The organism is Pseudooceanicola batsensis HTCC2597, assembly GCF_000152725.1.
In the GTDB taxonomy this organism is placed as follows: Bacteria; Pseudomonadota; Alphaproteobacteria; order Rhodobacterales; family Rhodobacteraceae; genus Pseudooceanicola; species Pseudooceanicola batsensis.
In genome coordinates this window covers 75701-102649 of sequence record NZ_AAMO01000007.1, presented here as the reverse complement: position 1 = coordinate 102649, position 26949 = coordinate 75701, and the positions used below count along the sequence as shown (strand labels likewise).

Here is a 26949-nt window from a genome sequence, read left to right as displayed (position 1 = left end):
CCAAAGGAAGACCCATGCGAATTCACGGAATGGATGCAGTTTTTGCCCCTCGCTCGGTGGCTGTGATTGGCGCCTCGGGCGACCCCAAGCGCATCGGCGGGAGGCCGGTGGACTTTTTGATAAGGCACGGCTTCGATGGCCCGATCCTGCCTATCAACCCCAAATCGCCCCAGGTGCAGGGCCTGGCGGCCTATCCGTCGATCTCGGAGGCCCCGACGACGCCCGACATGGCCGTGATCGCGCTGCCCGCGCCGCTGGCCGTTCAGGCAGTCGAGCAATGCGCGGCCCGCGGTGTTCGGGGCGCGGTGATCTTCAGCTCGGGCTTCTCGGAGGTTGATGCCGACGGGGCCGCGCTGCAGGCGCGCATGGTCGACATCGCGCGCGAGGGCGGCATGCGGCTCGTGGGGCCGAACTGTCTTGGCATCGCCAACGTTCGCCACAACCTCTATGCAACGTTCACTCCGGGGGTCGAGAAACACTTGCCAAAACCGGGCGGCGTTTCGATCGTCAGCCAGAGCGGCGCCTTTGGCTCCTATTGCATGACGCTCGTTCGAATGCGCGGCCTCGGGGTCAACATCTGGGCAACGACGGGCAATTCCTGCGATGTCGATTTTGCCGACGCGGTGGCCTATTGCGCGCAAGATGACGATACCCGCGTGATCATGGGATATCTCGAAGGCGCGACGGATCGCGACAGACTTGTCGAGGCCCTTGAAATGGCGCGGGCCCGGGAAAAGCCGGTGGTCATGATGAAGGTCGGACGCAGCGCGGTCGGCGCGGAGGCCGCGCAGTCGCACACGGCTTCGCTGGCCGGGGCCGATGCGGTCTATGACGCGGCTTTCCGGCAATACGGCGTTTACCGGGCGCAATCGGTCGATGAAATGTTCGATGTGACCTATGCTTGCGCGGAATCCGGTTCGATGATGCAGGGCGACCGGCTGGGCCTTGTTACGGTCTCGGGCGGCGTCGGAGTGCTTATGGCCGACGAGGCCGAGAAGCTGGAACTGGACGTGCCCGCGCTTCCCGATCATGCCCAGAAAAAGCTGAAGGAGGTGCTGCCTTTTGCCGGTGTCCGAAACCCGGTCGATGTGACGGCGCAGCTTGTCAACCAGATTGACCTCCTGGAAACCAACATGGATGTGTTGTTTGGCGATGGCGAGATCGACGGGGCGATTATCTTCATGTCGACGGTCGGTCTTGTCGCCGACCTGAACGAAGCCATTCGAAGCGGTCTGGAGCGGATTCGCGAGAAGTATCCCGGTCGGCCGATGCTATTCTGTTCGCTAACAGAGCCAGAGGGTCGTGCCGCATATGAAAAGTCAGGGTTCATCGTGTTCGAGGAACCTACCCGCGCCGTCCGCGCGATGGCCGCGTTGCGCTATTTCGCCCGATCCTTCGCACGAGCAGGCGAAAATGATCCGATACCCGAACTGTCCAACCTGTCGCCGTTGCCGGACGGAATGGTGAACGAGATCGAAGCCAAGGCCCTGCTTGCCGAGGCTGGCATCGGGATCGTGCACGAAACCCTGGCCACCACCCCCGAAGCGGCAGCCCAAGCAGCGCAAGAAATGGGATTCCCAGTTGTTCTGAAGATTGCCTCGCCCGACATCCTGCACAAATCCGACATCGGGGGCGTTGCGCTGGACCTGCGTTCGGTCGAAGATGTCCGCGCCGCCGGGGCACGGATCCTGAAGCTGGCATCCGAGAAAATGCCTGACGCGCGGATCGACGGGCTTGTCGTCGCCGAACAGGCAGAGCCCGGACTGGAAGCCATTCTTGGCGTGACCCAGGACCCGGCTTTCGGGCCGGTGGTCATGTTCGGTCTGGGCGGCGTGTTTGTCGAGGCTCTCGAAGACGTGTCGTTCCGTGTTGCGCCGTTCGGCCCGGCCGAAGCGAGTCGCATGATTGACGAAATCCGCAGCCGCAAACTTCTGGACGCATTCCGGGGCGCGCCTGAACGCGACATTGACGCGCTCGCCGACGCTCTTGCGCGGCTGTCTGCCTTTGCAGTGCAACACGGGGCAGCGCTTGATACCATTGATGTCAATCCATTGATCGTCGGGGCCAGCGGGCAGGGCGCTGTCGCCGCTGACGGTGTAATCATACCCACCGAGCGAGGAGGCCACTGATTACCGAGGCCGAAATCTCTCCTGCTATCCAAGCCGCGAGTGGCGCGCCTCCTGCGATTTTCTAACAGTTGACAGAATCTGTATGCGCAATCATTCTGCTTTACAGAACGCTGTGCACATAATCGCACGCAGGGGAGGGGAACATGGAAAACGCGCGTCAGGCCTTGGTAAAGACAGGCGGCGATCACATCGTGAAATCGGTGGCGCGCACCTGTCAAACTTTGGTGTACTTCGATGAAGTTCGCCGTCCGCTGTCGGTCGTTGAAGTAGCCAAGGAACTGGGGTACCCACAGTCGAGCACCTCGGCGCTGCTCAAAAGCTTGGTCAAGCTTGGATTTCTCTCGCACGACGCCGGGAGGAAGAGTTACTTTCCCACCGAGCGCGTTCCGCTTTTGGGTTCGTGGATGAATCCAGATCTGTTCGGCGAAGGCACGATCCACCGGCTGCTAAGGGCAGTTTCGGAACGCACACAGCATGTGGTGGTTTTGGCAACTAAGAACGGGGACGAAGCCGAGTATTTACAAGTTATCCGTCCGAAAAAATCGTCGATCCACCACATATCACTCGGGACGCGTCGTCCGCTGGGGAACTCGGGTGTTGGGCGTGTTCTGCTGAGCCGCTTCAGCGACGACGAAGTGAGTAGTCTGCTCCGCAAGATCAATGCTTATCGCGCGCCCGATCAACCGGCAGTGGACGTGAAGGCCTTCGTTGCCTCGCTGGCAGAAACCCGTGCGAAGGGATATTATCTTTCGACCGATCAGGTCGTTCAAGGGAGCGGGTTGATTTCCATGCCGTTTCCTAACCACCTGAGTTCGCGTCTTTTCGCTGTCGGGGTTGGTGCTCCAACTGATGTTATCTTGCGGTCCGAGAAAAAGATCGTAGGGATCATGCGCGAAGAAATCGTTCAAAAACTGAGAAAGATGAGTTAACGGTCCCTGACCTGCAGCAAGCGTCGTGAAATATGGTCCGACTTCACTAAAAAGAGGGACTAATCGGCGCCGAGGGCGAGGCGTTCGCCATCGCCAAGCATTACCTAAATGTGGGTCGCTGTTTCGTTTCCTTCACCTGTCTCGGTCTGTCAATTGCAGCCTATGAGGCGGCACTGCGCTATGCGGGCGAGCGAGAACAGTTCGGACGTAAGATCGCAGGGTTTCAGCTGGTACAGCAGATGATCGCTGAAATGATGACTGGCGCGGAAACCTCGCGGCTGCTGGCCTGCCGCGCCACCGACGCACTGGATCGTGGGGGTGCTGGATCGCGGCCGGGCCTGTCCCATGGCCAAGCGCCAAAATTCCGACACGGCACTGTGGGTTTGCGAGACCGCCTTGCAGGTGCACGGCGGGGCTGGCTACACCCGTGATTTCCCGGTCGAACGCTACTATCGCGATGTGCGACATCTCACGATTGCTGAAGGCACCAACCAGCTTCAGGCGCTGCTTCTGGCGCAGGGGGCTTTGGGCATCTCGGCCCTGCGGGGCTGACTGCCTTGCCCCCCGGCCCGAGGCAAAGCTTGGATCGAACTGCGTAACGCCGTTGGGCGGGAACGATCATGAAGTGGCTGCACTGTCTGTGCCGTTCCCGCCCGGGCGTGTTTCAGAACGCATTCAGGCCGGTCAGGTTGCGCCCAATGACCAGCTTCTGGATCTCGGTCGTTCCGTCCGGGATTGGCATTACCTTGGTATTGCGGAAGTGCCGTTCGACGGGAAACTCCTTTGTGATGCCGTTGCCGCCGTGGATCTGCACGGCCTTGCTGGCGATTTCGACAGCCATTTCCGTCGCATACCATTTCGCCATCGAGGTCTGGGTGTCGCAGCGCACGCCCAGGTCCAGAAGTTGCAGCCCGCGCTGGCACAACAATCGCGCCGCATCCAGCTGCGTAGCCATGTCGGCCAGGTAGCCCTGGATCAACTGGTGCCCGCCGATGGGCTTGCCGTGCTGTTCGCGTTCCTGCGCATATTTGACGGCACATTCCAGTGCTGCCTGGGCAATGCCAATGCTGGTCAGGCCGACAAACACGCGTGCGCTTTCAAACAGCTTCAAAGTCTGGAACAGGCCCCCGCCTGCATTACCGAGAACATGTTCGGCGGTGGTTTCGGCCCGGTCGAAAAACAATTCGCAGGTCGATGCACCAACAAGCCCCAGCTTGCGCAATTCGCGGCTTTCGTATCCGCCGGTGTCACGGTCGACGATGACCATGGCAATACCGTCATCCAGATTGCAGACAACGATGGCGAAATCCGACTGGGCCCCATTGGAAATCCAGAGCTTCTGGCCGGTGACGAAAATCTTGTCGCCCTCGCGGTCTGCGCGGGTTTTGACCTCGCGCACGTTCGAGCCGACCTCTGGTTCGGAAATACAGGTGGCACAGATTCGTTCGCTGCGCAGGAGCGGCTTCAGATAAGCCTCTTTCTGCGCCGGATTTCCCAGAAGGTTGACCGCAAACACGGCGTGGCCTTGGATCAGGACCGCAATTGCCAGATCTGCCCATATCCGGGCCAGTTCCTCGTAAAGGATGCCATAGGTCATGCGGTCGATTCCGGCACCGCCGTCTTTCTCGGGGATCAGGCCGCTGATCAGCCCAAATTCCTCGACCTTGGCGAACAATGATTTCAACGTGTCCGCGTCGGGCGGGTGGCCCAGCTCTTCGTATTTCTCCGCCAGCGGAGCGAACTCTGCCTCGGCCATCTTGCGGAAGTTCTCCAGCAACATGCGTTGCTCGTCTGTATAGATTGCCTGAGCGGCGGCGATCACGTTTTCCATAATTCTATTCCCTGTTTCAGCGGCCGAGAATGGTGACACAGGCGGCAGCTTCTTCTACCCCGTGCAAGCCCCCACCGTTTTCGGCGATGGCGTTCTGCGCCCCTTCGACCTGACGCGCGCCGGCTTCGCCGCGCAGTTGCGTGACCAGTTCAAAGACCTGCCCGATACCGGTGGCCCCGACCGGGTGGCCCTTGGATTCCAATCCGCCCGAGGGGTTCACCGGAATGCGTCCGCCGATCTTTGTGTCGCCGCGCAAACTGGCCGGGCCGCCCTCACCGAATTCGACAAACCCGAGGTTCTCGATCTGGATTACTTCACCGACGGCGGTGGCGTCATGCACTTCGGCCACCGACATATCCTCGGGGCCGAGCCCGGCTTGGTTATAGGCCTGAAGCGCGGCCAGCCGGGTCAGGTGGTTCTTGTAATCTTCCGGCGGACGATCGGTGCCCGAGCGCAGGATCGCGGCCTTGACCTTGATCGCGCGGGCGGGATCGAGCCCCAGCCGTTTGAGGCCCTCGCCCGTACAAAGCACCGCCGCCGCGGCACCGTCCGAAATCGGGGCGCACATCGGCAGCGTTAGCGGATAGGTGATGGGCGGGGCGGCCAGAACCTGATCGACACTCATTACATCGCGGTACTGCGCCAGCGGGTTATGCGCGGAATGTGCATGGTTCTTGGCGGCGACGGCGGCGAACTGTTCCTGCGTGGTGCCAAAGGTATTCATATGCAACCGCGCGAAGCCTGCATAGACATCCATGAACACGCTGTAGGGCTTGGGCGATTTGAATCCTTCGGGTTCCTCGACTCCGGCACCCAGATCGGCCAGCCGTTGCGCGACCTCGTCGCCGTTGCTGACGTCCCAGCCGCTGTCGAAGGCCGAAAACATTAACGCGCGGTCGTCGGAATACATCTTTTCGGCGCCTACGGCGAGGCAGCAATCGCCATTGCCCGCCTTGAGAAAATCCACCGCCAGTTTGAACCCGGTCGAGGCGCTGGCACAGGCGTTTTCGACATTCACCACCGGAATGCCCTGAAGGCCCATCTCGCGTAGTGCGATCTCGCCCCGTATCATGTGCTGGCCTTCCATGTGACCCTGCACCGCGTTCGAGAAGAACGCGCCGTCGATGCGATCAACCGTAACTCCGGCGTCTGAAAGGGCGGCGACGACGGCCTCGCCGGTCATGGCCTTGATGGTTTTGTCCCGGAATTTTCCGAACGGCGTCATCCCGATGCCAACGACGTAAATGTCCTGCATCGTTTGTCCTCCTGATCTAGTATCCGCGAAACTGCGGTTTTCTCTTTTCGTTGAACGCCGACAGGCCCTCGTGCATGTCCCAGGACCGCATGTGCGCGCGCAGGTTCAGCATCTCTTCGGACAGGGCGGCGGTTCCGTCCACGTCCATTGATCGGTTGGCAACCGCCTTCATACGGCGCAAAACCGCCGGGCTTTTGTCTGCCAGTCTGTCGGTAAAGGTCTGCACCGCGTCGCGCAGGTCTTCGTCCGCGACGACCTTGTTGACCAGCCCCCAGTCCATCATGTCCCGCGCCGAAACGTTCTCGCCCGAGAACAGCAGGTATTTCGCGCGGTTCAGGCCAATCCTGCGCGGCAGGACCGCCGCACCGCCTGCTCCGGGAAAGACCCCGAAATTGGAGTGTGCGTCGCCCATCTGCGCGCTTTCGGCGGCAAAGACCAGATCGCAGGCCATCACCATTTCCAGACCGCCCGCCATGGCCAGCCCGTTCACGGCGGCGATCATGGGTTTGGGGCCATGTCGCATCAGTCCAAACGTGTGATCGACGAGGTCGAGAAGATCCGGTTCGCCGGGCGCATGTTTGGCGCCCGCAACCTCTTTCAGGTCGGCGCCGGCGCAGAACGCCCGGCCCGAACCGGTCAGGACGATCGCGCGCACCGCGTCGTCTGCCATCGCCGCTTCCAGCACATCTGTCATCTCGCGCAGCATCTGCGTGGACATGGCGTTTAACTGGTCGGTCCGCTGGAAGGTGATCCATTCGGTTCGGGCTATCCGTTCGACGGATAGCGTTTGCTTGGCTTCAATCACGGTAAGCTCCTGAAAGATATGGATATTATGCCATTTTCAACTTGTCATTTCCAGCAATTTGCGCTGCTATGAGGCGGACCCGCACGCGGATAAACCGAACATTGGAGCCCGATATGAGCAACGCACCCCTGGCCGGCCTGAAAATCCTCAGCCTCGCCGAACAATTCCCCGGTCCCTATGCGACCATGCTGTTGTCGGACATGGGGGCCGAGGTGATCATGATCGAACGACCGGGCGTCGGCGATCCGGCCCGGCAGTTTCCGCCGCTGTTTCGGGCTCTGAATCGCGGCAAGCGCAGCGTGGCGCTTGACCTGAAATCCGCCGAGGGGTTGGCACGGTTTCGCGGTCTGGCCAAGGACTCGGATGTTATCGTCGAAGGGTTCCGACCCGGCAAACTGGCAGCCCTTGGTGCCGGGTTCGTAGACATGCGCCGGGTCAACCCACAGCTGGTATATGTGTCGATTTCGGGCTACGGGCAGGACGGCCCTTACCGTGACAGGGCGGGGCATGACCTGAGCTATGAGGGCGTTGGGGGCCTGCTGGCCGAACAGGCCGATGCCGGGCAGCCCGGTGCCGTGCCCGCGATCCCGCTGGCGGATGTTGGCGCGGCGCTGTTCGCGGCGATCGCAATCCTGTCGGCGGTGGTGTCGAGCCAGCGGACGGGGCAGGGGCGTTATGTGGATGTCTCGATGTCGGATGCGGTGGTTTCCATGCTGACCGCCTTCCTCGTTCCGGCCGCCAACGGCACGCCGCTGGGCGAGTTCATCGCCGAGCCGGGCTATGGCGTGTTCACCTGTAAAGACGGCAAGCTCATGACCTTGTCCATCGCGCATGAGGACTGGTTCTGGCAACCGTTCTGCGATGTGATCGACAGAGCGGATCTTGCGCCGTTGACAGGCCGCGACCGTGTCGCCCGCAAAGACGCGCTCCGCGAAGAGATCGCGGCGGTCATGGTGGGCAAGACGCGCGCCGAATGGGGCAATCTTCTGGACAAGGCGGGCGTGCCATGGGGACCGGTCAATTCGCTGGTCGAAACGCTGGACGACCCGCATGTTCGTGCGCGGCAGTTGCTGCGCACGATTGCGCATGAAGGCGGCAAGACCGAGACATTCCTCGTCCAACCTCTGAAATTCGACGATTTCGAATGTGCGACGCCTGGCCTGCCGCCAGAGCTGGGCGCTGACACTGACAGCGTTCTTGCAGCGGGCTCCGTCTGACGGAGCCCACCCACATTTGCGGTCAGCAGGCAAAGGAATATCCCCCGTTCACCGGATAGGTCTGGCCGGTGATCCAGCTGGCGGCATCAGAGCAGAGAAACAGGATCATTCCGGCGGGATCTTCCGGTTCGCCCAGACGGCGGATCACATATTGCGACAAGGCCCGCTTCTCGGTCGCTTCATCCGGGATCAGGTCGGCAACCGCCGGGGTTCTTGTGCCACCCAGAGCGACGCAATTCGCGGTAATCCCGAACCGGCCGCCGGCCTTGGCAATTGCCCGCATGAAGCCCGCCGCGCCGGCCTTGGCCCCGGAATAAACCGCCAGATGCGGTTCGCCGACGCGACCGGCATCGGAAATGACGGTTACGATGCGGCCATAGCCGCCCTTGACCATCAGGGGCATGGCGTGTCGGGTGCAGTTCAGAACCCCGTCGAAATTGGTGGCCATCCAGCGGCGCCATTCGGCGGGATCGGATTCCCAGAACGGAACAAGATCGTCCAGCCCCGATGTCGGCCCGGCATTGCCTGCGTTGTTGACCAGAATATCCACGCCGCCAAAGGCGGTCTGCGCCTCGGCAAACGCCGCGCGGACGGCATCGAAATCCGAGACATCGAAGGCCAGCGGCAGCGCCTTTGCCCCGGCGGCTTCCACTTCTGCGGCAACGCTCTGTGCCCGGTCGGCATGGAAATCGTTGACGACAACAGCACCCGCGCCGTGTTCCGCCAGATACAGCGCGACCTGACGGCCCACGCCCTGACCGGCCCCGGTCACGAAAGCGGTGCGTTCCTTGATGGCAAGCAATTCACTCATTTCAGTTCCCTTCCTATCCCAGCCATCTCTTGCGGCGGCGATAATGTTTGATGTCGCGATAGCTCTTTCGTTCGCCGGACGCGGTAACGCCAAGGTAGAATTCCTTGATGTCCTCATTGTCGGCGAGCTTGTCTGCCGGGCCGTCCATCACGATCCGTCCGTTTTCCATCACATAGGCATAGTCGGCGATGGACAGCGCTGCTGCGCTGTTCTGTTCGACCAGGAAAAAGGTGGTGCCTTCGGATTTGAGCTGCTTGAGAACGTCATAGACATCCCGGATCATCATCGGCGCCAGTCCCAGGGACGGCTCGTCGATCGCGATGATCTTGGGCTTGGCCATCATAGCCCGGCCGATCAGCAACAGTTGCTGTTCGCCGCCGGACATGAAGCCCGCGGTGCGGTTGCGCAGGTCCGCAAGCCGCGGAATCAGGGTATAAACATGATCCAGCCGGGTTTTCAGCTCGGCGGCGTTGGGCACCATATGCCCGCCCACGATCAGGTTTTGCTCAGACGTCAGATGACGCAGCACGCGCCGGCCCTCCATTACGTGGATCAGGCCGTTCTTCACAACCTTCGACGCTTCCATGTTCTGAACAGGGGTGCCGTCCAGAATGATGGACCCCGCCGAGACGTTGCCATCCTCGGATTTGAGCGTTCCCGAGATGGCCTTGAGTGTCGTGCTCTTGCCCGCGCCATTGCCGCCCAGCAGCGCAACACATTGACCTTCCTGCACTGTCATGGACACGCCTTTGAGCGCCAGGATGACATCGGAATATGTCACTTCTACGTTGTTGAGTTCCAGCATGGTCGTATTGCCCGGGGCTGAGGATAAGGACGGGCACCGCTGATGCGGTGCCCAGTTTGGTTCACCATTTCTTGACTTCAGGAATATCGACGCCGGTCGCTTCGATGGTGATTTTCCCGTTTTTGACGGTCCCGACATTCACTTTGAGGCCTTCCAATGGAAAAGGCGCTTCGGGAGTAAACGTGAGGGAGGGAAGAAAGCCGTGGGTTTCTTCGGTCGTGATCGTTTGAGCAAAAAGGGCTTCGCGTACTTTCTCGCCGGTCAGTCCTTCGGCGCCGTTCGCCTCGATCGCGTGCTGGATCACGGTCACGGTATAAAGACCCTGCGACACACCCATTGCTGTCACGACGTTCCAAGGTGCCTCGAGCCCGTACTCTGTAACCAATGTCTCGTAGAATTGTCGCGCGGGAGTGTCCTCATCGGCCGCAATCGCCATGCCGTAGGCTTCAAAGTCTCCCTCCAGTTGCTCAAGACCGCCAAGTGCCGCCCCCGAGGCTGGAAGACCGTTATGCGAACTCATCATGATCGGGATGTTCGCCCCATTGGCCTGCAGGCCACGTTTCGCGGCAACCACGATAGAGGTGTTCGTTTGGATAATCAGCGCCTCGGCCCCGGCCCGTACAACGCGGCGCATTTGCCCCGTCAGATCGGTGGGTTGCACCTCGGTATAAATGACCTCTACGAGGTCGATCTCTTTGGGGTGCTCTTCGGCATAGAGTTCAAGGCCCTTTGCCATGTCGACATAGGCAGGCGAGGCTTCGGAGGCGAGGATTGCAACCTTGAACGGTTCGTCTCCGCCGCGCTGTTCACGCATCCAGTTCAGAAAGCCCGCGCTTTCGTGCGAATAGGTCGGGCGTGGGTTGAAAATCCAGGCATCCGGCTGCCAGGCAAAACCGTAGGCCGCTGTCGCCATGAACATCGGAATTTTGTCTTCCGGCAGGCGTTCGGAAAGAGCCGCCACGTCAGGCCCGCCGAGCCCGACAACCGCAATCGGGTCCAGTTCCGATTTGATCCCGGGCCAGAGACTTGCCACCTGTGCCGCGTCATAGCGGGTTTCGTAATTCTTGTAGTTCAGCGTGACGCCAAGGTCCTGACCTCGGGTTTCATTCCACCAGGTGAACACGGCTTCGCGTCCGCCGGCCAGAATGGGCATGATGTCAGCATAGGGGCCGGAAAAGTCCGACAGCAGGGCCAGATTATAGATCTCTTCGGCCTTCGCTTTCAAAGGCATGGTCGCCGCGACGGCCATAGCGCCCGCTGCCAGAAAGCCGCGAAGCCCCCGTTTCGTTTGGTATGTCATGTTCTTCCTCCCAGGTTGAATGCCGCCCCAGATCAGTAAGGAAACGGCCAGATACGGTATGATGATTTCAGGATGTTCCAGCGGTGCATCAGCCCCTTGGGTTCAAGGATCATGAACATCGCGATCACGCCGCCAAGAACGACATTCATGCCGGCGAACACGATATCGCCGCCAAGAAAGGACACCGACTCGGCGATATTGGGGCCAACCGTCGCGATGATTTCCTGAATGATGCGGATGACGAAGACCCCGACCAGAGCCCCCACGATCGAGCCCATGCCGCCGACGATGATCATTGCCACGAAGAAGATCGAATGGAACAGGGTGAACTGATCCACCCCGACAAAGCGGATCAGATAGGCCCACAGCGCCCCGCCGACGCCGGCATAGAACGCTCCGATCAGAAAGGCATTCGCCTTTGTGGCCGCGACATTGATCCCCATGATCCCCGCTGCCACGTCGTCGTCCCGGACCGCCACAAATGCGCGGCCAAAGCGGGATCGCACGATCCCGAACGCGCCCGCGATCATGATTGCCGCGACTGCAAGATTCAGGTAGAACTGAGAAGTCTCGCCGACAAAGCGCAGTCCTAAAAGTTCTGCCGGCGGGACGGTGATCCCGTTTGACCCGCCCATCCAGCTCGATGGCAGGTTCAGGACGGCAAAGTGAAAGATGAACTGCGCCGCAATCGTGGTCAGAGCCAGGTAAAATCCCTTGATCCGTGCCGCAGTCAGGCCAAAGAGAAAACCGAACAGGGCGGCCGAGATCCCGGCCAGGGGAATCGTCAGCAGGAATGTCAGACCGGTCTTGGAGGCCAGTATCGAAGCCGTATAGGCCCCGACCCCCATGAACGCCGCCTGGCCCAGGTTGATCTGGCCCGCATAACCGGTGCAGATCTGAAGCCCGACAGCAATGACGGCGCTGATCAGCATCATGTTCAGGATGGCGATGATGCGCCCGCTCACCAGATAGGGTGCTGCCAGCATCAGAGCCATGAAAACGACCAGGGCAAGCGCCTGCCAGCGCGTCCGGACAACACGTCTGTCACTGCGATAGCTTGTGGAAAAAATGCCGGAAGGATCCATGGTTTACACCCGCTCGATTGTGCGCCAGCCGAACAGGCCGGTGGGCCGGATCAGTAGGATGGCGAGCATGATGATGTAAGGCACGACACTGCCAAGTGAGCCGCCGATCAACGGATCAAGGTAGTTGGTGGTCAGGCTCTGGGCGACACCGATGATCACACCCGCCAGGATCAGCCCGCCGATAGATTCCAACCCGGCAAACAATGCCACCGGCAGCGCGGCAAACCCGATATCCGAGGCCAGAAAGGTCAGCGACTTGCCGCTGAGAAAGATCATTGCACCAATCGTGGACAGGATTGCCCCGAGAACCCAGGCAAAGGCAATCGAACCCTTGACCGAAATGCCCATCGAGGATGCGACGACGTGATCTTCCGCCACTGCGGTCATCCGCAGGCCCGACCGGGTCCGGTTGAAGAACCACGACAGGCCGACAGCGGCAACAATGGTGATGATCCCGCCGATCAGCAGGTTCATCGGGATCAGCATATCGCCGACGAACAGGGGCTTCAGTGGGAAAATGATCGGGAAGGGCCGCACGGCGGGACCGAACACAAGCAGCACCAGACCGCGCAACAGGATCAGCAGGCCAACCGTGACCATGACCATCGAAAAGACCGATTCACCGATCAGCTTTGTCAGGAAAGTTCGTTCGATTGCGTACCCGACCAGCCCGGCCAGAACCAGCGAAAGGGGTATCGACAACCACAGGCTAAGCCCTGCCTGCATCGTCGTGAACCAGACGATGAAACCGCCGATGATCACCAGTTCACCCTGCGCGAAGTTGAACACCTTGCTGGCCCGGTAAATCACCACGAACCCCATGGCCACCAATGCATACAGCAGGCCGATCAAAGCCCCGGTTATGATGTCATTTATGAAATAGACCATTGTCGCCGACCTCCCCTAATTTTGCGACTGCCGGCTGGCAGCCTTCGATGCGTTTTTGACGTCCGATATGCGAACCGTGGCTTTGAGCACGCCTTGGCGTCCATCCTGATAGGTCACGGCGATCTCAAGGTCAGTCTGGTTGTCGCCGCCATAGATTGCCTCGACAAGCTTGGCATATCGCTCTTCCAGAAAGGCACGCCGAAGCTTGCGGCTGCGGGTCAACTCGCCTTCGTCCGGGTCGAGTTCCTTTGGGAAATTCGCAAACCGCTCCAGGCGTGAGCCTTCGGGCAAAAGCGCATTGATGCGCGCCACTTCGCTTTTTATAAGTTCCAGAATCTCGGTTTTTTGCGACAGATCGGTGTAGGTCGAAAAGCTGATATTGTTCTCTTCCGCCCAGCGGCCAAGGACTTCCATATCGATATTGATCAACGCGCTGACGAAGTTTCGGGTTTCGTCGCCCAGCGTCATGAGATCCTTGATATAGGGGCTGTAGCGCAACCGCGTCTCGATGAATTGCGGCGGATAGCTGTGCCCGTTTGCCAAACGGCGCATGTCCTTGACGCGGTCAAAGAACAAAAGTTCGCCACTGTCGGTCATCGACACCGCGTCACCGGTTTTGTACCAACCGTCTTCGGTCAGCTCCTCGGCGGTCTTCTCGGGCTTGCCGTGATAGCCACCGAAGCCCGATCCGCCACGCACCTGAAGCTCCCCTTCGTCCGAAACCCTGTATTCTAGCGGTTCGCCGTAGTTCTTGTTGCTTTGCATCCAACTGCCGCTGGTTTCCAGCTGATAGCTTTCGCCGACATGCGCGGTCAAAAGGCCGATTTCGGTCGCGCCATACACGTTGCGCAGCTTAACCCCCATCGCGTGGAACATACGAAAAACGTCTGGCGCCATCAGGGCGCCGCCGCTCATTGCGTTTTTGGCCTTACCAAGGCCAAGATTGTCGCGCAGGTGATGCAGCACAAGCGCCTCGGCAAAGGGAAGCTGCAGGCGCGCGGCAAGCCTGGGCTTTCGCCCTTCCAGCCGTTCGACATGAACGTCGCGGCCAACCTTCATACCCCAGTCGTACATCGCATTGCGAAACTTGCCCGCGCCCAGCATCCGGGCCTGAACGATCGAGGCAAGGTTTTCCCATTGCCGCGGGCTGAACACCAGGGCGTCAACCGCCAGTTCGCGGATGTTGGCAAGCACATCCTCGGGGCCTTCGGGAAAGTTGACGACCATGGGCGCGAGCAGCCCGATCGAAAGGCCGAAAATCTGTTCAGTTACCCAGGCGGGGGAAATATAGGTCAGGTATTCGGTGCCCGGCGCGATATCGACCGCCCCCATCACCCGCGAACAGTTGTCGAACAGATAGCGTTGGCTGATGACCACACCCTTGGGCTTTCCGGTGGTCCCCGACGTATAGGACAGCAACGCGATATCATCCGCCCGTCCACGTTTTACGTGTTCTTCAAATCTGGTTGGTTCCTTGGCGTGGATCTGACGTCCTGCCGCGCTTACACTTTCAAAGGAATGCAACAGGGGATGATCATAGCCCCACAGGCCGGAATCGTCCCAGTAAACGATCGCCAACGCACCCGAGTACGTGCCAGAGATCTCGACGCATTTATCGACCTGCTCCTGATCCTGCGCCAGGAATATCCGCGTCTGGGAATCCTCAGCCAGATAGAGGATCTCCTCGGCGGTCTGATCCGGATAGACGGAAAGAACCTTACCACCCAGCGACTGCACCGCGTATTCAGCCCAGAAATGTTCGGGTTCGTTTTCGCCGATCATCATGACGGATTCGCCGGCCGACAAGCCCAGGTTCTCCAACCCGAGAGCCAAGGCGCGAACCCTGTCGAGAACATCGGCCCAGGTGAACTCACGCCAGATACCCAGGCGCTTGTGCCGTTCCGCGAGTTTGGTCGGTGTAGATGTCGCTCGCGCGAGCAAAACCTGCGGCAGGGTTTCGCTATGTGTCACTGCCGGGTCCGAAAAGACCATTGCTGTCCGTTGTTTGACCATGCCGCTACCCCAGATATGCCTTTATGACAGCCGGGTCCTTCTGGATTTCTTCCGGGGTGCCTTCGGCAATGACCCGCCCGAAATCCAGCACCACGATCCGGTCGGCAAGGTCCATGACAACGCCCATGTCGTGCTCGACCAGAACCACTGGGATCTTGCGTGCCTCGCGCACATCGAGAATGAAGCGCGCCAGGTCTTCTTTCTCTTCCGAGTTCATGCCGGCCATCGGTTCATCCATCAGGAGGATCGACGGTTCCTGCGCCAATGCACGGCCCAGATCGACACGCTTTCGCAGCCCATATCCCAACGTGCCCACCGGCCGGTTGCGGATTGCCTCGATCTCTAGAAAGTCGATGATCTCTTCTGCGGCTTCCCGATGTTCCGATTCCTCGCGCATCACGGGACCGAACTGGAAGAAGGCCTGGACCACATTCGATTTCATCAGCATGTGACGACCAATCATGATGTTTTCCACCACGGTCTGCCCGGCAAAAAGATGAGTGCCCTGAAACGTACGCGCCACACCGCGCCGGGCGATCTGATCGACGCGCAGGCCGGTCACGTTCTGCCCCGAGATTTCGACATGTCCCTTTTGCGGGCGGTAAAAGCCGGCGGTCACGTTCAGAAAAGATGTTTTCCCGGCACCGTTCGGGCCGATGATCGCAAGCAATTCATCGTCGTTGACAGAAATGCTCACATCGTTGAGCGCAGTCACACCGCCGAATTTCAGTGTAGCGCCGCGCACCGCGAGCGGTGTTGAAGCATGTCCCGCATCCAGTGTCATGACAAGGCACATGACTGGCCTGAGCAACCCGCCGGGCCGTATTCAACCCGATCGAACGGTGATCCGCTTGTGACATGGTTTCGTCGCATCGTTTCTCCTCCCACCTCTTTTTTCAGAGGCTTGCTGAAAACTAACATATGTTAGAAATTTAAATCAACACCGGAGTCCGTTGACCCTAAAGAACCATTCAGACTTCTGAATATTCGGCGGAAAAACTCCGCATCCCGGTTTGATCCTGGCACCATACTGTTCCGGAGGCACCGGTTCCATCATTATGCAGTTGCAAGTTGCAGGGCAGCGTCAACGGGGCAAGACCCCGGAAAGAAAACCGTCCTGGCGGTTCTTTTAAGGCATCCGCGGCCAGGTTGAGAAGCAGCGTGGCCTGCAAGGGGCCGTGCACAACCAGTCCGCGATAGGACTCGGTTTCGGTCGCATAGACGTGGTCATAATGGATGCGATGCGAATTGAACGTCAGCGCGGAATAGCGAAACAGCAGCACCGGATCGGGTGTCAGGCTTGATGCCAGCGTGGCGGCGTCGGGCGCTGCGGGGGCTGGTGCAGGTGCGGTCCGCGCCGGGCCGGGCGGTGTGATCCCGCGAAAGACAATGGTTTGTGTCTCGCGGATGCAAAGCCGGTCGCCGCTTTGAAACTCCTGTTCGAGGTCAACAAAGACCAACACGCCGCTGCGGCCCTGCTTGGCCGCTATATCCCCGATCGTCGAGCGTCGGGTGACGGTCTCGCCGATTGCCAGCGGCGCGATATGGGTGACATTGCCGCCAGCCCACATGCGGGCAGGCAGCGGGACAGGCGGCAGAAACCCGCCCTTTTCGGCATGGCCGTCCTCTGAGAGGGCCGAGGTCGGCTCGGCATCAAGGGCCAGACACCAGTGAATGCCCAGCGGAACATCGCCCGCGCCGTCCCAAAGATGGCCGCCAAACGTGGCGCGGAACTTGTCGATCAGCCCCTGTGTCAGCAAGTCTTCGCGGGTTTCGGTGCGCCCCTGCCAGGGTGCCAGCGCCTCAAGGTCAATCTCGCTCATGGGCCTCAAACCTCAGAAGGATCGCGGCATGCCGAGGATATGTTCACCGACATAGGAGAGGATCAGGTTGGTCGAGATCGGGGCCACCTGGTAAAGCCGCGCCTCGCGGAACTTGCGCTCGACATCGTATTCCCGTGCGAAGCCAAAGCCGCCATGGGTCTGGATGCAGGCATTGGCCGCTTCCCAGCTGGCCTCCGAGGCCAGCAGCTTGGCCATATTCGCCTGCGCTCCGCAATCCAGCCCGGCATCGAAGCGCCTGCAGGCTTCAAAGCGCATCAGATTGGCGGCCTCGATGTTGACATAGGCCTTGGCAATGGGAAACTGCACGCCCTGGTTCTGCCCGATGGGACGGTCGAAAACGATCCGCTCGCCGGCATAGGCGCGGGCCTTGTCGGTGAACCAGTAGCCGTCACCGATACATTCCGCAGCAATCAGGGTGCGTTCGGCGTTCAGACCGTCAAGGATATGGTAAAACCCGCGCCCCTCGGTGCCGATCAGGTTCTCGGCGGGTATTTCCAGGTTGTCGAAGAACACTTCGTTGGTTTCGTGGTTGGGCATGTTGTCGATCGGGCAGATCTCCATGCCCTTGCCGATTGCCGCCTTCAGATCGACCATGAAGATCGACAGGCCCTGCGACTTTTTCCTGACCTCTTTCAAGGGCGTGGTGCGCGCCAGCAGGATCATCAGGTCGGAATGCTGGATACGGCTGATCCAGACCTTCTGGCCGTTGATCTCATACCGGTCACCCTTCTTGACCGCGGTGGTCTTCAGTTTGGTGGTGTCGGTCCCGGTTGTCGGTTCGGTCACGGCCATGGATTGCAGGCGCAACGCGCCGCTGGCAATACCGGGCAGGTATTTCTGCTTTTGCTCATCCGAACCATGCCGCAGAAGCGTGCCCATGTTATACATCTGCCCGTGGCAATGGCCCGCGTTTCCGCCGCAGCGGTTCACCTCCTCCATGATGATCGAGGCTTCCGTCAACCCCAGACCCGAGCCACCGTATTTCTCTGGGATCATCGCGGCAAGCCAGCCCTCGCGGGTCAGCGCATCGACAAACTCCTCGGGGTAGCTTTCGCGGCGATGATATTCCGGCGGAAACTGCGCACAAAGCGCGCGCATTGCGTCGCGCAGATCATTATGGGTGTCGGGGGCCGAGGTCTGCATCGCCTATTTCGCCCCCGGTCCGGAGGTTTCAAGGATTTCTTCTTCGGCACGCTGCCACAGCTCATAGGAAATCGGGTTTTCGCTTTCCTCGAGGATATGTCCCACCAGGCCGATGGCCCGCGCCATGACGCCGAAACCGCGCACGATCTTCCAGGGGAAGCCGAATTCGCAGCAGATCGCCCCGATCGCGCCGGTGGCGTTGATCGGCAGCATCTTGCCCGATCTTTCCTCGGCCACGGTCTGAATTTTCTGGATCAACGCGATGTATTCGCCGGATTTTCCGTTCTCGGCGGCGATTTGGAAAAGGCGCGGGGTGCGCGGATCGACGGGCTTGTGCACCGGATGGCCCAGCCCCGGCACGATGGCCTTGCGGGCACGGAATTTGTCCACCGTCTCGACGGCCAGCGCATCCAGATCGACACCGGTGCCCAACTTGTCCTGTGGCAGTGCCTCGTAAAGCATTTTCGAGGCACCTTCCATAGAACCGACAAAGACGGTGCCCAGCCCACACAAGCCAGCCGCCACGGCCGCCTGAAGCGATTCCGGCGCCCCCATATAGGTCATCCGCGCCGCCAGGGCCGACGGCGTGATGCCATGTTCGACCAGGGTAATGACGATGGCGTTGAACACCCGGCTTTCCTCGGATGTGGCCTTGCGACCCGTCAACTGAAGAAACGCCAGATCGCCGAGGTTCATGTGGCCCAGGATTTCGTTGGGCAGATCGAGCCCGCGCACGCTGATCTTGTCAGAGGTGCTCCAGGCAATGTCGGAGCTGATTTTTTCTTTGCGTCTTCCCATCAGACAGGATCCCACGAAAAGACATCCGCCGAAACTTCGAGCGGTGTGAATTGCGATTTGAGCGCGGGAATGGCACGCTCGGCGATTTCGTCGGCGGTCCAGCCATCACCGGAATGAACCGACCGCACCGGGCGGGGCTGGTTGAACAGGAAGATTTCGTTCTTGCGAACCGCAAAGATCTGTCCGGACACGTCGGCCGCGCGGTCGCTCATCAGGAAACAGGCCATTGGAGCGACTTTGGCCGGTGTCATTTCCTTGATCTTTTCGACCCGTGCCGCCTGTTCCGGGGTGTCTGTCTTGATAGACGAGATCATCCGGCTCCAGGCGAAGGGCGCGATGCAGTTTGACCGCACGTTCCAGCGTTTCAGGTCGAGCGCGACCGATTTCGAGAAGGCCGCGATGCCCAGCTTTGCCGCCGAATAATTCGCCTGCGCCAGATTGCCAATCAGCCCCGAGGTCGAGGTCATGTGCACCAGAGCACCGCCCTCTTGTTCGCGGAAATAATCGGCCGCCGCGCGGCTGGTGTTGAACGCACCGTAGAGATGGACCTTCACAACCGCGTCGAAATCCTCGTAGGTCATCTTGTGGAAGAACCCGTCGCGCAGGATGCCCGCGTTGTTCACCACCGCGTCGATGCGGCCGAATTCGCTGACTCCGGCTTCGATCATCGCGCGCGCGGCGTCCGGATCGGTGACGTTGCCGCCATCGGCGATCGCATCGCCGCCCGCCGCCTTGATTTCTTCAACGACTTTCTGCGCCGCGGTTTCCGTCTGTCCGGTGCCCTTCAGTGACGCGCCCAGATCATTGACCACCACGGCGGCGCCTTCCGAGGCTGCCATCAAGGCGATATCACGCCCGATCCCACCGCCGGCCCCGGTGACCAGAACCACCTTCCCATCAAGTGCCTTTGTCATCTTCATTCTCCCTCAGCTTGCCTTGCGATATTTGTCCAGGCCGCCGGTATGCATGACCCGGCCCATGAGCGGCACGCCGATGATCTCTTCTGCCTTGTTCGCCGCTGCGATCAGCTTGTCCAGATCAATGCCGGTTTCGATGCCGAGCTCGTGACACAGGAACACCGCATCCTCGGTGCAGACATTGCCTGCGGCGCGGGCGTGACCGTGGCCCGCGAAAGGACAGCCGCCAAGACCGGCGACCGAGCTTTCGAACATGTCCACGCCCATCGACAGGGCGGCATGGAGATTGGCGATCCCCAGCCCACGCGTATCATGGATGTGCATACCGATGCGCGCCTCGGGCGCCATTTCGCGCAGCGCGCCGATCATCCGTTTGACCGCCTCGGGGTTTCCCCAACCCATGGTGTCGGCGACCACGAGGATCGGCACGGGGATGTTCTCTTCTTCGCACAGCTGAAGGATAAAGCGGAAATCGTCCAAGATTCGCTCTTGCGGGATGGGGCCTTCGAAGTTGCAGCCAAAGGCCGTCATCACATAGGCCGCGTCGACGGTATATCCTTCTTCCTTGTAAAGACGGACCCAGTCGCGTTGTTTTTCCCGCATCTCCGCCGAGGAACAATTGTTGTTCGATTGGGCGAATGCCTCGGAGGGATAGAACAGCAGGCGCGGGTCGATATCGACCTCATGCGCGGTCAGGGCCTTGCGAAACCCTTTGTCGTTCAGCCACAGCGATGTGTAATTCACGCCCGGCTTGCGCTTGATACGCTGGAACAACTCGCCGGTGTCGGCCATTTGCGGTACGTATTTCGGGCTGACGAAACTTCCGACCTGAATGCGCTTCAGACCGGTTTCGCTGAGCATGTCGATCAGTTCGATCCGCTCTTCGATCGGATAAATCTTCTTTTCGATCTGAAAACCCTCGCGCGGGCCTTCTTCACGAAATTCGACGAATTTGGGAAAGTCGTTCATTTCATCACTCCTCGGATGGCAGAATCTCGGCGATGACCTGGCCCCGGTCGACCATGTCTCCATTCGAGACGGATATGTGGCTGGCGATCCCGGCCGCGGCCGCCCGGATCGAGATTTCGAGTTTCATGGATTCCATGACCGCAACCACGTCGCCTTCGGCCACGCTCTGACCATCGGAGACCTTGATTTCGACAATCATGCCGGTCAGCGGAGAGGTCACGGCGCGATCCGCCGCGGCATCGCCGCCGGCAAAGGCAAGGGGCGCGGCGGGGCGGAAGACCAGGCGGCCTTCGGGCGTGCCCAGTTCGATCACGCCGGCATGCAGACGTGCCTCGATCAGGTGGACAGTGTCGCCCTCGTTCAGGCGCCAACGGCCCGGCGTGATTTCGCGTGCCGACAGTGTCAGCGCCTCGCCGTTTTCCGAATAGACGGTGTATCTGGCACCCGGTTTGACAGGACTGACGCGCAATTCCTCGGATACCTCGTCAGAATCGGTAAGCGTCACGCGCTGCCCCGCTTCCATCGCATCGCCGCCCAGTCCAAGCCGCCAGCCGGTAAAGGCATCACGGTTGGTCCAGGGATTGGCGTTTGTGTCGCTGCGCGACTGGGTCACGAAGAGAATGGCAGCGGTTGCTTTCCACAGATCGGGGCGGGTCAGGCCGGGTGCCTGTGTCAGCTCATCCAGCCTGCCGTCGATCCAGCGGGTATGCACCTGCATCCGTTCGAATTCATGGTTTCGCGCCAGCGCCGTCAAAAAGGCGCGATTGGTTTCGACACCTTCGACCGCGACATGATCAAGCGCCGTGGCCAGACGTGCCAATGCGGTTTCCCGGTCGGGCGCGTGCACGATCAGCTTGGCGATCATCGGGTCGTAGTAGGGCGTGACGGCATCGCCTTCCTCGACGCCGCTGTCGATACGCAGGCCCGATGGCAGGCTGAGCGTGGTGAGCGTACCCGTCGACGGGGCGAATTGCATCGCCGGATCTTCGGCGTATAGCCGTGCCTCGACCGCATGGCCGTTGATCGCCAGATCCTCCTGCACCAGCCCGAGGCCCGCGCCTTCGGCAATGCGCAGGTGAAGCGCGACAAGGTCCAGCCCGGTGATCGCTTCGGTGACGGGATGTTCCACCTGAATGCGCGGGTTCACCTCAAGAAAGAAATATTCGTCCCCCGCGACCAGAAATTCGACCGTGCCCAGCCCGCGATAGTCCAGCGTTTCACCGAGGCGCACCGCGTCGCGCGCGATGTCGTCCAGAAGCGTGCGCGGCAATCCCCAGGCCGGGGCTTCCTCGATGACCTTCTGGTGACGGCGCTGAAGCGTGCAATCGCGTTCGAACAGGTGCACCACATGGCCCTTGCCGTCACCTGCGATCTGCACTTCGACATGGCGCGCCTCGGGCAGGAAACGCTCCAACAGCAGCCCTTCGGAACCGAAGGTGGATTTTGCTTCGCGCAGCGCGCCTTCGATGTCCTCGACCAGCGTGGTTTCGTCGGTGACGAGCCGTTGCCCTCGCCCACCACCGCCGCCGACAGCCTTGAGCAGCACCGGCAGGCCCATTTGGCGCACCTCCTCGGCAATCTGCTCGGGATCGGACCGCGCACCTTCGGCGCCCGAAATCACCGGGACGCTGGCCGCCACGGCGGCCTCTTTGGCGCTGGCCTTGTCGCCGAAACGTTCCAGCGTTTCCGGCGTCGGCCCCATGAATATCATGCCGGCGGCTTCGACCGCGCGGGCAAAATCGGGGTTTTCGGCCAGAAAGCCGTAACCGGGATGGATCGCATCCGCGCCCACCGATTGCGCGGCGGCAATCACCGCGTCGATCTTCAGGTAACTTTCGGAGGCCGGTCCGCCGCCGATACAGACAGATTTGCCGATCTCGCGGACATGCAGGGCATTGGCGTCGGCCTGCGAATGTATGCCGACAGGTGTGATACCGCTGGCCCGCGCAGTGCGCGCGATCCGGCAGGCAATTTCGCCGCGGTTGGCGATCAGAAGCGTTTTGATTTTCACGGTTCGCTCCTCACATCCTGAACACGCCGAAGTAGGTCTCGACCTTGGGTCTGCGCGATGTCACATCTAGCATCAGCGCCATGACGTCACGGGTCTCACAGGGCTCGATCACGCTGTCGATCCAAAGGTTGGAAGCAAAATTATAGGCTCCCTGAAAATCTTCGTATTCCTCGCGGATCGGTGCCTTGAAGGCCTCCTCCTCCTCGGCGGTCCAGTTTCTGCCTTCGCGTTCGTTGATCTGCGCGCGGACCTGAGCTAGCACGCTGGCGGCCTGTTCCGGCCCCATGATCGCCGACCGTCCCGTCGGCCAGGCGAACATTGCGTCCGGCTGGAACGGGCGGCCCAGCATCGCCAGGTATCCGGCCCCGTAAGAGCCACCGGTGATGATTGTGAATTTCGGCACCCGGGCCGAAGACATGGCCGTGATCATCTTCGCACCGGCTTTTGCGATGCCCATCTGCTCGACCTCGCGCCCGACCATGAAGCCGTTCACATCGGCCAGGAACAGCAGCGGAATATCACGCTGCACGCAGAGATTGATGAAATGCGTGGCCTTCAGCGCGGCTTCGACGAAAAGCACACCTGTATTGGCGAGAATACCGACCTCGTGGCCGTGGATGCGACCCCAGCCGGTCATGATCGTGTCGCCATAAAGCGGTTTGAATTCGTGAAAATCGCTCTCATCGACCAACCGAGCCACGATTTCGCGGTTGTCGGTCGGTACCTTGGGGTCGCGGCTGATGAGTCCATAAATCTCTTCGACCGGGTAGGCGGGCGCACGGGGCGCTTCGGGCGTCTTGCGGGGTTGGGGTTTTTCGCCAAGATGGCTGACAATTTCGCGCGTGATGGCCAGAGCATGGGCGTCATCTTCAGCCAAATGGTCGGTCACGCCGGAGACGGACGAATGCATCTTGCCGCCACCCAGTTCTTCGGCTTCGACCTTTTCGCCGGTTGCGGCAAAGGTCAATTCCGGTCCGCCCAGATACATAAAGCCCTGACCGCGCACGATCACCACTTCGTCACAGAGCGCGGGGATATAGGCACCACCCGCAGTGCAGGGCCCCATGACCACGGCGATTTGCGGCACACCATCGCCGGACATGCCAACCTGTTGGTGAAAGATGGACCCGAACTGGCCTTCGTCGGGAAAGATGTTTTCCTGATCCGGCAGGAAGGCGCCGCCGGAGTCCACGAGGGTGATAACGGGCAGACGGTTCTTCCATGCGATCTTCTGCGCCCGCACATGTTTGCGCGATGTCATGCCGAAATAGGTGCCGCCCTTTACCGTGGCATCATTGGCGATGATCATGCATTGACGGCCCTCGATCACACCGATCCCGGTGATGATGCCCGCGCCCGGCGGCACGCCATTGTATTTGTTCAACCCGGCAAGTTCTCCGAGTTCCAGAAATGGTGTACCCGGGTCGATCAGGCGTTCAATCCGTTCCCGCGGCAGGATCTTGCCCTTCTCCACATGCCGGTCGCGCGCCTTTTTGGGGCCGCCGACACGTTGCAGCAGCCGCAGCGCGTGCAGATCGGAGAGTTTTTCACGGTAGTGTGCGTCATTTGCCCGAAAGTCGTCGGACCCGGTATCAAGCAGGGATTTCATTTTGGTCATGGCAGGTTCGGATATTCCCTGAGAACAAAGGCGACCTTGGCGGCGCCGGGTTTTTCGAAAGTGTCAGCCGCCACCAGGTGAACGTCGGCCTTGAAGACAAGCGCGTCGCGCAGGCGTTGCTCGATCTTCTTCTTGAGGGCGGCGTCATCGGCCGGATCACGACCGGGGCCGCGTTCGACAATCACCGTCAGCGCGCCCTGCGTGGTGTGGCCCTCGAAATCAGCGACGATCCGCATGACGCCATTGGTGTCTGGCACCATCTCGGTGATTACGCTGTTGATGGCGGACGGGAATACATTGGCCCCGCGCACGATCAGCATGTCGTCGGTGCGACCGGTGCAGCGGATCTTGGGGCCGGTGCGCCCGCAGGCGCATTCGGTGTCGATGACCTCGATATAGTCGCCTGACCGGAACCGCACGAGCGGGCTCGCCTGGCGGCCGATCGCGGTATAGATCATCTCGCCCTCGGCGCCCTTTTCCCAGGGAATGATCCTGCCGCTATCGGGATCGAGCAATTCGGTGATGATATAGTCCATGTTGACCATATGCATTCCCGACTGTTCGTCGCACTCGGCCCAGTAAGTCACGCCCAGATCGGTTCCGCCCAGCATTTCGGTGCATTTCGCCCCCCAAGCCGCTTCGATCTTGGCGCGGATAGCAGGGATGCCGCCGCCGGGTTCGCCACCGACGATGACCTGTTCCACGCCCAACTCACTAGCCTTGCAGCCCAGCACTTCGGGCGCTTTTTCGGCCAGGTGCAGAACGAAATTCGGAGCACCAACGATGCAGCGCGGGCGCGTATCCGCGCAGGCACGCAGCAGCCGTTCGGCACCGCCATCCGCCCCCACCGGCACATCGATCGCGCCCATATACTGCAACCCCTGCATCACGGGGATGCCGCCGACAAAGCCCTTGGCCAGCGAAAACGCGTGCAACACCATGTCGCCGGGGCGCACGCCATTGGCAAAGAAGCAGCGCGCTGTCATCTCGTGCCACATCTCGGCGTCGGATTCTGTCAGGGCCACATATGAGGGGCTGCCGGTCGTGCCCGACGAGGCCTGCATCTGGATGATGTCCGACATGGGCGCGGCACGGTGCTTGCCAAAGGGCGGCTCGGCAGCGAGGCTTTCGCGGATCTCGGTCTTGTAGGTATAGGGCAGTTTTTGCAGGTCTTCGATGGTGCGGATATCGTCGAAGTCCACACCGGCCTCGGCGAACTTTTCCTGATAGAAGGTCGAGTTCGCCTTGAGATACGCCATCTGATCGCGCAGCCGCTCTTCCTGAATACGGCGCACCTCGTCGAGCGGTGTGCCCTCGATCGTGTGCCAGAAGCGATCATTTATCTTGTCGGCGGCATCCTGCCGCCTGAAGCGCATTCCAAATTGCATGTCGTTCTCCATGTCGGGCAGAGCGATCAATAAGACCGCGGCAGACCCATGACCTTTTCGCCGATGAAGCTGAGGCACAGCTCGCGGTTCACGGGCGCCGTGCGCAACAAGCGCACCAGCGGGTACATCTCGTATAGTCCCGTATCCTCGGTGAAGCCCGATCCGCCATGCGCCTGCAGCGCGGCGTCCACCGCGTCGATCCCGGCTTCGGCGGCGGCGTATTTTGCCATGTTTGACGACGCCCCTGCCGGCAGTTTGTTGTCAAACTCCCAGGCCGCCCGACGGGTCATCAGGCTGGCCATCTCGACCGCTGTGTGCGCCTTGGCCATCGGGTGCTGCACGCCCTGATGCGCACCGATGGGTTGGCCGAACACATTGCGTTCGGAGGCATAGGCCACGCCCTTGTTCAGGGCGAACCGGCCGATGCCGCAGCACAGGGCGGCCAGGATGATGCGTTCGGGGTTGAGACTGTCGAACAGGATCGAGAACCCTTCGTCCACCTCGCCGACCACGTCCTCCGGGCCCAGATCCACCTCGTCGAAGAACAGGGTCCACTGTTCCTCGGGCAGGGGGATCGAGATCTTCACCCGCTGCTTGTCGACGCCCTTTTTCTTCAGATCCACTGCGAACAGGGTAAAGCCGTCGGTCTTGCGGCTGACCTCGGTATGCGGCTTGGTTCGCGCCACGACTAGGCAATAGTCCGAGACCTCGGCGCCAGTGATAAAGGTCTTTTCGCCCGACAGGCTGAACCGGTTGCCCCGACGTTTGGCCAGCGTAGTGGCCTTCATCGTGTTCGACCCGGCGCCCGGTTCCGTGATCGCAAAACAGAACTGGATATCACCGCGGCAGGCCGCCGGCAGCAGCTCTTTCTTGTGGAATTCACTCCCGTGGCTGGCGATATGAGCCAGCGACATGGTCGGCCCGACCACCATCATCAAAAGCGGAATGCCGTGATTGGCGGTGCCTTCCATGAACAGCGCCATTTCGGTCATGCCGAGGCCCGCGCCGCCGTATTCCTCGGGCACCATGATGCCGAGAAAACCGTCATCGGCAATCTGCTTGAACATATCGTGGGGAAACTCGTGCTTGCGCGCGTGTTCCAGCCAATAAGCATTGTCATATGTCTGCGCCAGCTGACCGCCATATTCGTAAATCTGACGCTGTTCATCGTTCAGAGTGAATTCCATGTTTCG

The 26949-nt window shown here is 60.5% G+C and carries 24 protein-coding genes; 5 read left to right on the top strand and 19 right to left on the bottom strand.

Features of this window, described 5'->3' with window-relative positions:
- The first annotated feature begins 14 nt into the window (after positions 1 to 14).
- The 4 genes from OB2597_RS00495 (at position 15) to OB2597_RS22615 (ending at position 3610) form a co-directional block, all read left to right on the top strand.
- Positions 15 to 2129, top strand: a complete 2115-nt coding sequence (locus OB2597_RS00495) for an acetate--CoA ligase family protein (protein WP_238529681.1) — start codon at positions 15 to 17, stop codon at positions 2127 to 2129.
- A gap of 143 nt (positions 2130 to 2272) precedes the next feature.
- Entirely contained in the window at positions 2273 to 3058 is a 786-nt protein-coding gene (locus OB2597_RS00490) for an IclR family transcriptional regulator (RefSeq protein WP_009803533.1), read from the top strand.
- Positions 3059 to 3120: 62 nt separating this feature from the next.
- On the top strand, positions 3121 to 3489 hold the full coding sequence (locus tag OB2597_RS22710; protein ID WP_407636174.1) for an acyl-CoA dehydrogenase family protein: 369 nt from the start codon (positions 3121 to 3123) through the stop codon (positions 3487 to 3489).
- Complete coding sequence (locus tag OB2597_RS22615) at positions 3377 to 3610, top strand: acyl-CoA dehydrogenase family protein (protein ID WP_009803532.1); 234 nt, start codon at positions 3377 to 3379, stop codon at positions 3608 to 3610. Before OB2597_RS22710 ends, OB2597_RS22615 begins: the two co-directional genes overlap by 113 nt.
- Before the next feature lie 112 nt (positions 3611 to 3722).
- On the opposite strand, the gene OB2597_RS00480 is transcribed toward OB2597_RS22615, so the two are convergent.
- Genes OB2597_RS00480 through OB2597_RS00470 form a run of 3 tightly spaced genes read right to left on the bottom strand, consistent with a single transcriptional unit; the run spans position 3723 to position 6949 of the window.
- Positions 3723 to 4889 carry an acyl-CoA dehydrogenase family protein gene (locus OB2597_RS00480; protein ID WP_009803531.1) on the bottom strand — a complete coding sequence of 389 codons (1167 nt, stop codon included), beginning with the start codon at positions 4887 to 4889 and terminating at the stop codon, positions 3723 to 3725.
- A 16-nt stretch (positions 4890 to 4905) separates the two neighbouring features.
- On the bottom strand, positions 4906 to 6144 hold the full coding sequence (locus tag OB2597_RS00475; protein WP_009803530.1) for a thiolase family protein: 1239 nt from the start codon (positions 6142 to 6144) through the stop codon (positions 4906 to 4908).
- A 16-nt stretch (positions 6145 to 6160) separates the two neighbouring features.
- Positions 6161 to 6949, bottom strand: a complete 789-nt coding sequence (locus OB2597_RS00470; RefSeq protein WP_238529680.1) for an enoyl-CoA hydratase/isomerase family protein — start codon at positions 6947 to 6949, stop codon at positions 6161 to 6163.
- A gap of 68 nt (positions 6950 to 7017) precedes the next feature.
- Between OB2597_RS00470 and OB2597_RS00465 the strand changes: the two genes are divergently transcribed.
- Positions 7018 to 8166: a CaiB/BaiF CoA transferase family protein gene (locus OB2597_RS00465; protein WP_238529679.1), complete on the top strand. Its 1149-nt coding sequence runs from the start codon at positions 7018 to 7020 to the stop codon at positions 8164 to 8166.
- 22 nt (positions 8167 to 8188) lie between these two features.
- Here the strand turns inward: OB2597_RS00465 and OB2597_RS00460 are convergent, their stop codons facing one another.
- From OB2597_RS00460 to OB2597_RS00385, 16 genes are all read right to left on the bottom strand, one after another.
- A complete protein-coding gene (locus tag OB2597_RS00460) occupies positions 8189 to 9094 on the bottom strand; it encodes an SDR family NAD(P)-dependent oxidoreductase (RefSeq protein ID WP_238529678.1) in 906 nt (301 codons plus the stop codon).
- Positions 8991 to 9782, bottom strand: coding sequence for an ABC transporter ATP-binding protein (locus OB2597_RS00455; protein ID WP_009803526.1), 792 nt, complete (start codon positions 9780 to 9782; stop codon positions 8991 to 8993). The genes OB2597_RS00460 and OB2597_RS00455 overlap by 104 nt, the downstream gene beginning before the upstream one ends.
- A 61-nt stretch (positions 9783 to 9843) precedes the next feature.
- The gene (locus OB2597_RS00450) at positions 9844 to 11082 is read right to left on the bottom strand and encodes an ABC transporter substrate-binding protein (RefSeq protein WP_040608746.1); all 1239 of its coding nucleotides are present in this window, start codon (positions 11080 to 11082) and stop codon (positions 9844 to 9846) included.
- Positions 11083 to 11114: 32 nt separating this feature from the next.
- On the bottom strand, positions 11115 to 12077 hold the full coding sequence (locus OB2597_RS00445; protein WP_009803524.1) for a branched-chain amino acid ABC transporter permease: 963 nt from the start codon (positions 12075 to 12077) through the stop codon (positions 11115 to 11117).
- Between the two features lie 93 nt (positions 12078 to 12170).
- The gene (locus tag OB2597_RS00440) at positions 12171 to 13055 is read right to left on the bottom strand and encodes a branched-chain amino acid ABC transporter permease (RefSeq protein ID WP_009803523.1); all 885 of its coding nucleotides are present in this window, start codon (positions 13053 to 13055) and stop codon (positions 12171 to 12173) included.
- 15 nt (positions 13056 to 13070) lie between these two features.
- Complete coding sequence (locus OB2597_RS00435; protein ID WP_238529677.1) at positions 13071 to 15068, bottom strand: AMP-binding protein; 1998 nt, start codon at positions 15066 to 15068, stop codon at positions 13071 to 13073.
- A gap of 4 nt (positions 15069 to 15072) precedes the next feature.
- Positions 15073 to 15852, bottom strand: coding sequence for an ABC transporter ATP-binding protein (locus tag OB2597_RS00430; RefSeq protein ID WP_040608818.1), 780 nt, complete (start codon positions 15850 to 15852; stop codon positions 15073 to 15075).
- Between the two features lie 187 nt (positions 15853 to 16039).
- Complete coding sequence (locus OB2597_RS00425; RefSeq protein WP_009803520.1) at positions 16040 to 16891, bottom strand: FAS1-like dehydratase domain-containing protein; 852 nt, start codon at positions 16889 to 16891, stop codon at positions 16040 to 16042.
- A 12-nt stretch (positions 16892 to 16903) separates the two neighbouring features.
- Positions 16904 to 18055: an acyl-CoA dehydrogenase family protein gene (locus tag OB2597_RS00420; protein ID WP_009803519.1), complete on the bottom strand. Its 1152-nt coding sequence runs from the start codon at positions 18053 to 18055 to the stop codon at positions 16904 to 16906.
- A 3-nt stretch (positions 18056 to 18058) separates the two neighbouring features.
- Positions 18059 to 18868, bottom strand: a complete 810-nt coding sequence (locus OB2597_RS00415) for a citryl-CoA lyase (protein ID WP_238529676.1) — start codon at positions 18866 to 18868, stop codon at positions 18059 to 18061.
- Positions 18853 to 19767, bottom strand: coding sequence for an SDR family NAD(P)-dependent oxidoreductase (locus OB2597_RS00410; RefSeq protein WP_040608815.1), 915 nt, complete (start codon positions 19765 to 19767; stop codon positions 18853 to 18855). The genes OB2597_RS00415 and OB2597_RS00410 overlap by 16 nt, the downstream gene beginning before the upstream one ends.
- 12 nt (positions 19768 to 19779) lie before the next feature.
- A complete protein-coding gene (locus tag OB2597_RS00405) occupies positions 19780 to 20802 on the bottom strand; it encodes a hydroxymethylglutaryl-CoA lyase (RefSeq protein ID WP_233152272.1) in 1023 nt (340 codons plus the stop codon).
- A complete protein-coding gene (locus OB2597_RS00400; protein WP_009803515.1) occupies positions 20744 to 22750 on the bottom strand; it encodes an acetyl/propionyl/methylcrotonyl-CoA carboxylase subunit alpha in 2007 nt (668 codons plus the stop codon). Before OB2597_RS00400 ends, OB2597_RS00405 begins: the two co-directional genes overlap by 59 nt.
- Before the next feature lie 10 nt (positions 22751 to 22760).
- Positions 22761 to 24368, bottom strand: a complete 1608-nt coding sequence (locus OB2597_RS00395) for an acyl-CoA carboxylase subunit beta (protein ID WP_009803514.1) — start codon at positions 24366 to 24368, stop codon at positions 22761 to 22763.
- The gene (locus OB2597_RS00390; RefSeq protein ID WP_040608814.1) at positions 24365 to 25756 is read right to left on the bottom strand and encodes a phenylacetate--CoA ligase family protein; all 1392 of its coding nucleotides are present in this window, start codon (positions 25754 to 25756) and stop codon (positions 24365 to 24367) included. Before OB2597_RS00390 ends, OB2597_RS00395 begins: the two co-directional genes overlap by 4 nt.
- Positions 25757 to 25782: 26 nt before the next feature.
- On the bottom strand, positions 25783 to 26943 hold the full coding sequence (locus OB2597_RS00385; protein ID WP_009803512.1) for an acyl-CoA dehydrogenase family protein: 1161 nt from the start codon (positions 26941 to 26943) through the stop codon (positions 25783 to 25785).
- Between the last annotated feature and the right edge of the window lie 6 nt (positions 26944 to 26949).

Excerpts from the sequence above, each read along its gene's own strand:
- OB2597_RS00495 (WP_238529681.1), top strand. The coding sequence starts at position 15 with ATGCGAATTCACGGAATGGATGCAGTTTTTGCCCCTCGCTCGGTGGCT.
- OB2597_RS00490 (WP_009803533.1), top strand. The coding sequence starts at position 2,273 with ATGGAAAACGCGCGTCAGGCCTTGGTAAAGACAGGCGGCGATCACATC.
- OB2597_RS00480 (WP_009803531.1), bottom strand. The coding sequence starts at position 4,889 with ATGGAAAACGTGATCGCCGCCGCTCAGGCAATCTATACAGACGAGCAA.
- OB2597_RS00475 (WP_009803530.1), bottom strand. The coding sequence starts at position 6,144 with ATGCAGGACATTTACGTCGTTGGCATCGGGATGACGCCGTTCGGAAAA.
- OB2597_RS00465 (WP_238529679.1), top strand. The coding sequence starts at position 7,018 with ATGAGGCGGACCCGCACGCGGATAAACCGAACATTGGAGCCCGATATG.
- OB2597_RS00460 (WP_238529678.1), bottom strand. The coding sequence starts at position 9,094 with ATGAGGACATCAAGGAATTCTACCTTGGCGTTACCGCGTCCGGCGAAC.
- OB2597_RS00455 (WP_009803526.1), bottom strand. The coding sequence starts at position 9,782 with ATGCTGGAACTCAACAACGTAGAAGTGACATATTCCGATGTCATCCTG.
- OB2597_RS00450 (WP_040608746.1), bottom strand. The coding sequence starts at position 11,082 with ATGACATACCAAACGAAACGGGGGCTTCGCGGCTTTCTGGCAGCGGGC.
- OB2597_RS00445 (WP_009803524.1), bottom strand. The coding sequence starts at position 12,077 with ATGGCTCTGATGCTGGCAGCACCCTATCTGGTGAGCGGGCGCATCATC.
- OB2597_RS00440 (WP_009803523.1), bottom strand. The coding sequence starts at position 13,055 with ATGGTCTATTTCATAAATGACATCATAACCGGGGCTTTGATCGGCCTG.
- OB2597_RS00435 (WP_238529677.1), bottom strand. The coding sequence starts at position 15,068 with ATGGTCAAACAACGGACAGCAATGGTCTTTTCGGACCCGGCAGTGACA.
- OB2597_RS00430 (WP_040608818.1), bottom strand. The coding sequence starts at position 15,852 with ATGACACTGGATGCGGGACATGCTTCAACACCGCTCGCGGTGCGCGGC.
- OB2597_RS00425 (WP_009803520.1), bottom strand. The coding sequence starts at position 16,891 with ATGAGCGAGATTGACCTTGAGGCGCTGGCACCCTGGCAGGGGCGCACC.
- OB2597_RS00420 (WP_009803519.1), bottom strand. The coding sequence starts at position 18,055 with ATGCAGACCTCGGCCCCCGACACCCATAATGATCTGCGCGACGCAATG.
- OB2597_RS00410 (WP_040608815.1), bottom strand. The coding sequence starts at position 19,767 with ATGACAAAGGCACTTGATGGGAAGGTGGTTCTGGTCACCGGGGCCGGC.
- OB2597_RS00405 (WP_233152272.1), bottom strand. The coding sequence starts at position 20,802 with ATGGAGACATGGTCGACCGGGGCCAGGTCATCGCCGAGATTCTGCCAT.
- OB2597_RS00395 (WP_009803514.1), bottom strand. The coding sequence starts at position 24,368 with ATGACCAAAATGAAATCCCTGCTTGATACCGGGTCCGACGACTTTCGG.
- OB2597_RS00390 (WP_040608814.1), bottom strand. The coding sequence starts at position 25,756 with ATGCAATTTGGAATGCGCTTCAGGCGGCAGGATGCCGCCGACAAGATA.
- OB2597_RS00385 (WP_009803512.1), bottom strand. The coding sequence starts at position 26,943 with ATGGAATTCACTCTGAACGATGAACAGCGTCAGATTTACGAATATGGC.